This is a genomic window from Acidovorax facilis, from assembly GCF_023913775.1.
Lineage (GTDB): Bacteria > Pseudomonadota > Gammaproteobacteria > Burkholderiales > Burkholderiaceae_C > Acidovorax > Acidovorax facilis.
The window spans coordinates 1-8,825 of sequence record NZ_JAMXAX010000190.1 but is presented as its reverse complement, the minus strand read 5'-3'; the positions used below and the strand labels follow the sequence as shown (position 1 = coordinate 8,825).

General features: G+C 68.3%; 7 protein-coding genes. 3 read left to right on the top strand and 4 right to left on the bottom strand.

Annotated elements, in window-relative coordinates:
• Positions 1-215: 215 nt before the first annotated feature.
• Positions 216-1,067, bottom strand: coding sequence for a M48 family metallopeptidase (locus tag NFX52_RS28315; RefSeq protein WP_055401567.1), 852 nt, complete (start codon positions 1,065-1,067; stop codon positions 216-218).
• Between the two features lie 130 nt (positions 1,068-1,197).
• Between NFX52_RS28315 and NFX52_RS28310 the strand changes: the two genes are divergently transcribed.
• Positions 1,198-2,616, top strand: a complete 1,419-nt coding sequence (locus NFX52_RS28310; RefSeq protein ID WP_055401569.1) for an AmpG family muropeptide MFS transporter — start codon at positions 1,198-1,200, stop codon at positions 2,614-2,616.
• Here the strand turns inward: NFX52_RS28310 and NFX52_RS28305 are convergent.
• Complete coding sequence (locus tag NFX52_RS28305) at positions 2,498-4,411, bottom strand: sensor histidine kinase (RefSeq protein ID WP_082437611.1); 1,914 nt, start codon at positions 4,409-4,411, stop codon at positions 2,498-2,500. The genes NFX52_RS28310 and NFX52_RS28305 overlap by 119 nt on opposite strands.
• 13 nt (positions 4,412-4,424) lie before the next feature.
• Positions 4,425-5,105, bottom strand: coding sequence for a response regulator (locus tag NFX52_RS28300; RefSeq protein ID WP_055401583.1), 681 nt, complete (start codon positions 5,103-5,105; stop codon positions 4,425-4,427).
• Between the two features lie 280 nt (positions 5,106-5,385).
• Here NFX52_RS28300 and NFX52_RS28295 point away from each other — a divergent pair, with 280 nt between their 5' ends.
• Together NFX52_RS28295 and NFX52_RS28290 are read left to right on the top strand one after the other, a co-directional pair.
• Positions 5,386-6,108: a response regulator gene (locus NFX52_RS28295; RefSeq protein ID WP_055401574.1), complete on the top strand. Its 723-nt coding sequence runs from the start codon at positions 5,386-5,388 to the stop codon at positions 6,106-6,108.
• Between the two features lie 140 nt (positions 6,109-6,248).
• Positions 6,249-7,487 (top strand): HAMP domain-containing sensor histidine kinase, encoded by a 1,239-nt coding sequence (locus tag NFX52_RS28290; RefSeq protein ID WP_055401577.1) that lies wholly within the window; start codon positions 6,249-6,251, stop codon positions 7,485-7,487.
• 62 nt (positions 7,488-7,549) lie between these two features.
• Here NFX52_RS28290 and NFX52_RS28285 read toward each other — a convergent pair whose 3' ends face one another.
• A complete protein-coding gene (locus tag NFX52_RS28285; RefSeq protein WP_242701326.1) occupies positions 7,550-8,689 on the bottom strand; it encodes a YbfB/YjiJ family MFS transporter in 1,140 nt (379 codons plus the stop codon).
• Positions 8,690-8,825 lie beyond the last annotated feature (136 nt).

Here is an 8,825-nt window from a genome sequence, read left to right as displayed (position 1 = left end):
CCCCAGGATGACTTTGGGCTGGAGCAAGCCTATTGAGGTGTATGCCGAGCATTTGGCTCGCTTGGCCCAACAGCCCGATTCAGTCCATTAACTTGATTGTTGCACTTGGACTTGAAACCGCCCTTATTCATCAAGCGCTAATAGCTATCAAAACAGTAGCATCAGGATTCCCAGGCACCTTTCGATGGCGCGCCTCTGCCACCCGCCGTCCACGACTACCCGTTGCGCCGCGCCGCCTCGTACAGGCCCTGCACCTTGGGCACATTCACCTCCAGCTCACGGATGCGCGCGGGGCCCGAGGGGTGGGTGGACAAGAACGCCAGCCCGCCCTGCTTGCTGCCGCTGGCGTTGCCCATCTTCTGCCACAGGCTTACGGCGGCCGAGGGCTGGTAGCCCGCGCGGGCGGCCAGCTCCAGGCCCACCAGGTCGGCATCGGTCTCGTCCGAGCGGCTGAACTGCAGCGTGAGCAGCTGCCCACCCAGCCCCGCCGCCGCCTGGCCCAGGTCGCCAAGCCCCAGCAGCTGCGAGCCCAGGCGCAGTGCCAGGTTGGTGCCCTGCGTCTTGGCGATGCGCTCGCGCGCGTGTTCACGCAGGGCGTGGGCCATTTCGTGGCCCATGATCATGGCGGTCTCATCGTCGGTGAGCTTGAGCTGGTCCAGGATGCCGGTGTAGAACGCAATCTTGCCGCCGGGCATGCAGAAGGCGTTGATCTGCGAACTGCCGATGAGGTTGACCTCCCAGCGCCATTGTTTGGCGCGGTCGTTCCACGGCATGGTGTGCGGAATCAGCCGCTTGGCGATGGCGTGCAGGCGCTGCAGCTGCGGGTGGTCGCTGGGTGCCAGCGCGCGCTTGGCCTTGGCCTGCTGCAGCATCTGCTGGTACTGCTGGGCGGCGGAGTTTTCCAGCGTTTCAGCGGGCACCAGCTTGCGCAGGCTGGATGCCGAGCCCACCTCGACCTGCGCGAGCACTGGCGCCGCAGCGCTGGCGCCTGCCGCCAGCAGGAAGGCGCGGCGCGCCGACCACGGGGACGAGGGCGCAACAGAGGGAGCGGGGCAGAAAAGACACATACAAGGCGATCCCAGAAGGAATAATGAGCAGAGCTGGCACACAATGCACCAGAGTCTGCCGCGCAGATGGAGGCCGGCAGGCTGGCTACAAGGGTGTGTCGGCGATGATAGACAAAACCTCCGCGCGCCCATGTCAGACACCTCCACTTCATCCGCCCCCAACCTCACCCCGGAAAAGCCGCACCGCACGCCCTGGCTGCAGACCCTGCGCGTGTACCTGGAGCCCGCCAGCCTGCGCATGCTCACGCTCGGGTTCTCGGCCGGGCTGCCACTGCTGCTGGTGCTGGGCACGCTGAGCTTTCGCCTGCGCGAGGCGGGCATTGACCGCAGCACCATCGGCTACCTGAGCTGGGTGGGCCTGGCCTACGGCTTCAAGTGGGTGTGGGCACCACTGGTAGACCGGCTGCCGATTCCGCTGCTCACAAACGCGCTGGGGCGCAGGCGCAGCTGGCTGCTGCTGTCGCAGGCGCTGATCGTGGGCGGGCTCATCGGCATGGCGCTGGCCGACCCGCGCCAGACCCTGGGGCCCATCGTGTGGTGCGCGTTGGCCGTGGCATTTGGCTCGGCCACGCAGGACATCGCGCTCGATGCGTTTCGCATCGAATCCGCCGACGCCAACCACCAGGCGGCGCTGGCAGCGTCGTACCAGACGGGCTACCGCCTGGCCATGATCTGGGCCGGAGCGGGCGTGTTGTGGATTGCAGCGCGCTCCGAGGTGGCGCCCGCCGTGGGCCAGGCCATCGCACAAGGCGCTGCGGCCTACCAGAACAGCGCGTGGCAGGTGGCGTACCTGGTGATGGCGGCCTCGATGGCCGTGGGCGTGGTCACCGTGCTGTTCTCGCGCGAGCCCGCGCCCGTGCAACTGCCCCCTGCGCGCAACGCGGCGGAGTGGATCCAGAGCGCCATGGTGGAGCCTTTTGCCGACTTTCTGCGCCGCTATGGCTGGCACGCGGCGCTGATCCTCGCGCTCATCGCCGTGTACCGCATCAGCGATGTGGTGATGGGCATCATGGCCAACCCGTTTTATGTGGACATGGGCTTCACCAAAGACGAAGTGGCCGCCGTGACCAAGATCTACGGCGTGATCATGACGCTGGCCGGTGCCTTCGTGGGCGGCGTGTTGTCGATGCGGTTTGGCGTGATGCGCATCCTGATGCTGGGCGCCATCCTGAGCGCGGCCAGCAACCTGCTGTTCGCCTGGCTGGCGGGCCACGGACACGACGTGACGGCGCTGATTGCCGTGGTGTCGGCCGACAACCTGGCCAGCGGCATTGCGTCGGCCGCATTCATTGCCTATCTGTCGAGCCTGACGAACGTGAGTTACTCGGCCACGCAGTACGCACTGTTCAGCTCGATGATGTTGCTGCTGCCGAAATTCGTGGCGGGTTTCTCGGGCGATTATGTGAATGCGTTTGGCTATGCGCAGTTCTTCACATCGACGGCGCTGCTGGGGTTGCCGGTGCTGGTGCTGGTGTGGCTGGCATCGCGGGTGCAGGCTCCCCCAGCAACGCAATCCGCACACACGTCCCCTGGCCCGGCACAGACGTGACATCCAGCTGCGCGCCGATAGCCTGCGCGCGTGCGCGCATGTTGGCCAGCCCCTGGCCCCCGGCTGCAGACGGGCCGGGCATGCCGATGCCGTTGTCGGCGATCTCCAGCACCAGACACGGCGACTCATCATCGGGCTGGCGTACCAGCCCCGGCTGCTGGTGCGCGCTGACCCGTACGCGGGTGGCCTGCGCATGCCGCAGCACGTTGGTGAATGCCTCCAGCAGGATGCGCTGGATCTGAAGCACCCTGTGCGGCGTGAGGCTGTCCAGCGTGGGCAGTTCTTCGTCCACCTGCCAATCGACCGAGATGCCCGAGGCGGCCAGCCGCGGTTGTAGCCGGTAGCGCAGCGTGGCCAGCACCGTGGCCAGGTCACCGTCCACCGGCTGCATGGCGTCCACGGCCATGCGCAGCTCATCGAGCGCCGCGTGGGCATGCTCACGCAGCGCGGCCCGGCTGGACCGGCCTTTGCCAATGAGGCTGAGCAGCCCCACCAGTTGCGATCCCACGCCGTCGTGGATGTCGCGCATGATGCGCTGGCGCTCCTGCAGGGCCGCGTGCTGCTCATGCTCCTGCTGCAGGAGCGCGTAGCTGACCTCCAGCTCACGCTCGCGCTGGCGCACCTTCTCGTCCAGGGAGTTGCTCAGGGCCTGGTATGCACGCACCTGGCGGGCATAACGATCCAGGATGAGCCAGCCCATCAGGAGCACGAAGAGCATGGTCGCCAGAGGAAGGTACGAAGAGCGGCCCACGCTTTCTGTCGCGATGCGGATCTCCAGGAAGTCGTACAGGCCCGCGCCTATGGGAACGAAGCTGGCAATACAGAAGGCGATGGCCTCGGGCTTGCGGGCCACGATCGCTTCCCGTGCAGCGATGACATAGGCCCCAACCGCAGGCACGAACAGCAATCCCAGGGCGGCGGTCCAGTACTCCGGCTGGAACAGGCCAAAAGCTGCTGACACCAGGAGGGTTTCAGCGAGCAGCAGCACCCAGAAGGCCCGCCGGGCCCCAGGCCCGTCGCGGCCGATCAAAGCCAGCGAGAAGCGCACCAGCAGCAGGACGTGCACCGCCAGCGAGAGCGCCACGATGCCGCCCCACACCGGCCATCCCAGGGGCGAGGTGCTCCACAGACGGTCGCCGAAGCGCAGCATCCCGAACGGCGCGCACAGCGCGAAATAGCCGTACACCGGCTCCCGGTTGAGGTGCCACAGCCCTGCGGCAATCACGCCCGTGAGGGCCAGTGCAAACACCACGGCCACTGCGCCCCACTGCCGCCAGACATAGCGCTCGCGGTACTGCGGCTGAAGCACGGCCTCAGGCCCGAAGCGCGGTGCGGCCAGTCCACCCCAGCGCACCGCTTGCACGGCTACACGAACCTCCAGCACGGTGGGGACGCTTAGTGACAACAGGCGCGCAGGCACGGGCACCCACAGCGGCGCCTTGGTCGCATCGGTGCGGCCGTCGCCCAGCACGCCGCGGTGTGCAATCAGATCGCCGCCGACGAAGACTTCGACCTGGTTGCCCACCCGGGGAAAATAGACCCCCCTGAGGACCCCATCGGACGGCACGGGAGGAAGCGCCAGCAGGTAGCGCGCGCGCCCGGACTTGCCGGGGTAGGCCTTGTCCCAGAGATGTGGAAGCGCCACCAGCCCCGACCAGGGTTCGGCGCCATCGGGTTCGAGGTACGCATGGGCCTGCGCAATCGTCCCTACCTCCGGTTGGGCATGCACCGTGCCGCCGAGAAGCACCCACAGCACCGCAATCCAGAGCACGCGCAGCGGTGCCTCCCGCGGCATGCCCGGTAGCCTGCTACAGAAGCCCCAGCTGCCGCGCCTCGTGAATCGCCTCCGTCTTTGAATGAACCGCCAGCTTGCTGTAGATGTTCTTGACATGCGATTGGACCGTGGAAGGCGAGATGCCCAGGATCTCTGCGGTTTCGGCGTAGGTGTAGCCGCGCGCAAGCTTGGCGAGGATATCCCGCTCCCGCGCCGTCAAGGTCGCATCGGCGGGAAGCGCACTGGTCGTCGCTGGCGCGGGCGACAGACGTGTCAGCAACTGGCGCGCGATGATGGGGGTCATGGGCGATCCGCCGGCGTTCAGGCTCAGGACATGGTCGGCGAGATCGTCTTCGGTCCCGTCCTTGAGGAGGTAGCCGCGTGCGCCGGCTTCAAAGGCGCGCATCATGTTGGCCTCGTCACCGAACATGCTGATGACCATGATCTCGGTTCCGGGCGAAAGCTTGCGGCAATGGCTGATGACCTGAAGGCCGGACCCGTCGGGCAACCCGAGGTCCACGAGGAGCACGTCCACACGGTGGTCGCGCAGCCAAGCCACCATCTCGCCCACCGTGCCCGCAGAGTAGGCCAGCCACAGGCGGTCGGCCCGCGCCAGCGCGTGCTCGAACCGCCGCCGCGTGCGCGGATCGTCCTCCACGATCGCCACGGAGATGTCGCGCCCGGACGGGGCAAGGTGAGGCTCCGGGAGCGTCATGCGGATGGCGGGCTGGCGCCGTGGCATCCCGGCGGAAGGAAGGGGGAATTCATGCTCCGAGCGTAGGGGCAAAGCAGTGCCCGCACAAGAAGAAGCTGCGCCTCCTGCTCATGGCATGCGTGCAACACAAGCGGCCCGGGCGGGACCGCGCGTCAGGGCAAGTTTGGCCGCGGTCGTACGGCTGCACGGGCTTGGTGGCTTTACGGGAGGTTTACATGGCCGACAACGCACCGAGACAGCCCTTGGCGACCATGAAGCCACCCGCTACTACACTGCCCCCATGAGTTCCCAACTGCTGATGATCGAAGACGACGCCCGCCTCGCACAGATGGTGGGCGAGTACCTGGGCCAGTCGGGCCTGCAGGTCACGCACCGCGCGGACGGCAAGAGTGGCCTGGCGCAGCTGCAGGGACCCGACGCCGGGCCGCTGCCCGACCTCGTGATCCTGGACCTCATGCTGCCCGACATGGACGGCCTGGAAGTGTGCCGGCGCATCCGCTCGTTGCAAGGCCACGCGGCCCAGGTGCCGGTGCTCATGCTCACCGCCAAGGGCGACCCCATGGACCGCATCATCGGCCTGGAGCTGGGTGCCGACGATTACCTGCCCAAGCCGTTTGAGCCGCGCGAGCTGCTGGCCCGCATCCGCGCCATCCTGCGCCGCCGCACCGATGGCGGCAATGCAACGGCGGCCACGCAGGTCCTGCGTTTTGGCACGCTGGAGATCGACCGCGACGCCCGCACCGTGACCGTGGCAGGCGAGCTGGCCGACCTCACCTCCTACCAGTTCGACCTGCTGGTGGCGCTGGCCGAGCGCGCGGGCCGGGTGCTCACGCGCGACCAGATCATGGAGGCCGTGCGCGGCCGCGAGCTGGAGGCGTTTGACCGCTCCATCGACGTGCACATGGGCCGCATCCGTGCCGCCATAGAGGCCGACGCCAAGAACCCGCGCCGCATCCTCACGGTGCGTGGCGTGGGCTACGTTTTTGCGAAACAACAAGACTGATATGTCCCCCCCTGAGTCGCTTCGCTCCTTCCCCCCAGGGGGACGACGCCCTCGCTGCGGGGCGGCCCTTGCTCGGCGTCCCTGGCCTGGGCCTCGCCAGTTTTGAGCAATGCGCAGTTGCTGACGCTGCACGAACATTCATGTCCCTGTCCACCCCTTTTTCCCGCCGTCTGTACCTGCGCATCTGGCTGGCCGTGGTCGGCGGCATCGCGGTGCTGACGCTGACCGTGGGCTGGGCCTGGCGCATGGCCGAGGAACAAAAGGCGCAGAACGCCCAGCCGTTCGTGCCGCCCTCGCGCGAGATGGTGCTGCGCGATCCCAACGGCACGCAGGTGCTCAAGGGCCTGGCCACGCGCCAGCCCAGCGAGCCGGGCGAAGGCATTGAATTCCAGATCCAATCGGACACCGGGCAGGTCTTTCTGCTGCAGATGGCGCCTCGCCAGCCACGCGGCGATCGGGGCGGCCGACCCGGAGGTCCGAACCAGGGCGACGCCGCGTTCTGGACCCGGCCACCGTTCGGCTTTTTGTGGCTGCTGGGCATCGTGGGCCTGGCCGTGGCCGTGGGTGTGTACCCCATCATCCGGCGCCTCACGCTGCGGCTCGAAGCCCTGCAACGCAGCGTGCAAAAGTTTGGCGAGGGAGACCTGTCGGTGCGTGTGCCCGAGCAAGGGCAGGACGAAGTGGCCGACCTCGCGCGCCAGTTCAACGCCGCCGCTGCGCGCGTGGAAACGCTGGTCAAGTCGCACAAATCGCTGCTGGCCAACGCCTCGCACGAACTGCGCTCACCGCTCACCCGCATCCGCATGGGGCTGGAGCTGATGGGCGGGCAGCAGCCCTCGCCCGCGTTCCGTGAGGAAATCCTGCGCAACATTGCCGAGCTGGACCAGCTCGTGGACGAGATCCTGCTGGCCAGTCGCCTGGATGCACGCGAAGCCGATGTGGGTACCGTGGAGCTGGTGGATCTGATCGGCCTGGCCGCCGAAGAGTGTGCACGGGTGGATGCCGACCTGGACGTGAGTTCGGACTCGGTGGACGTACGCGGCATCCCCAAGCTTCTGCGCCGCGCCATCCGCAACCTGTTGGAAAACGCCCGGCGCTACAGCACCGGCGAGATCACCCTGGTGGTCGAACGCCGCCAGGGCTACGCCGAGGTGCGCGTGTGCGACCGGGGTCCGGGCGTGCCCGTGACCCAGCGTGAACGCATCTTCGAGCCCTTCTACCGCTTGCCCGGCGCCAGCGAGCGCGCCGGGGGCGTGGGCCTGGGGCTGGCGCTGGTGCGCTCGATTGCAGGGCGCCACAACGGCACGGTGCACTGCGAGGACCGGCCGGATGGCGCGAGTGGCGCGTGCTTTGTGCTGCGGTTGCCCCTCCCCCAATAGCTATCACATCGATAGCTGCATGCGCTCATTGGATAAGCGCTACAGGCCATTTTTAGCTTAGCTCACGTTCTCCAGCGCCAGGCCATCAGCGCATACAGCGCCCAGTCAAACCCCTGCGCCTGCGAGCCCGCGCGCGCCAAGAGTGCAGCCGCCATGGGCGGCCCCGCGATCTGGCCGATGCCGTACAGCGCGGTCATCAGGCCGGTGAAGCCTGCGCCCGCCTGGGGCCACTGGTGCCGCGCCTCCTGTAACGCAAAGAACGTGATGGCCGTGAAGGGCAAGCCCAGCAGCAGGCTGCCGAATGCAAAGCCCGCCGGGCCGGGCCAGAGCAGGCCCAGGCCGATGGCCGCCGCCTGCAGCAGGTAGGCCCCCGCCAGCAGCAGGCGCCGGTCCCGCGCAGGGTGAATGCGCGTGGACAGCAACGCCCCCAGCGCCACACCCGCGCCGAAGATGGGCCAGAACAGGTCGGGCCAGACCGAGCCCGCAGGCAGCGCGGCCCGCGCGATCACGGGCAGGAAGGTGGCCGTGACGATGTAGCCCAGGCCGGCCAGGCCATAGGCCAGCGCCAGCAGGGCGCGCTCGGCTGCCGGGTTCGGCGCGGGCGGAGGTGGCGCCGTGGCCGCCATGCTTGCGGCGCTTGGCCCCACCGAGGAGGCTTCGCTGCCCCGCACCACCGGCCACACCAGCGCGCACAGCAAGGCGGCAAGCACGGCGAACACCGCCCAGCCCGTGGCGGCGCTCCAGCCCGCTGCCACCATGGCGCTGGTGGGCAGGCCGGTGGCGACGATGCCCAGGCCTGGGCCGCAAAAGATCAACCCGCCCAGGGCCGGATGCCCCAGGTGGGCCAGCCGGCCCATGCACCAGTTGGCCGTGCCCAGGAACACCATGGCGCTGGCCACACCGGCCAGCAGCCGCATCAGGGGCCACAGCCAGGGCCATGGCAAGGCCAGCGCGGCCGTGAGCAGCACCGTGGCCACCAGCCCGCCCCGTACCAGGGCCGCATTGCCAGGCACCGCGTCCAGGCGCCGGCCCAGCCAGGGCAAGGCCATGTACAGCAGCGCACCCCCCAGGTAGCCCGCGTAGTTGGCCGTGGCCAGCCAGCTGCCGGTGGCGATGTCCACCACGCCGTCGTGCAGCATCATGGGCAAGAGGGGCGTGAAGGCGAAGCGGCCGATGCCCATGGCGGCCGCCAGCGCGGCCATGCCCGCCAGTGCGACCTGGAGCGCGGAGGAGCCGGTATCGCCACGGCGGGTGGACGCCAGCGTGGAAGAAGAAGTGGCCTGGGTCACGGCATTGGGGCGGTTGCGCGGTGGGACGGTGGGAGGGGAGTTGCGGCGT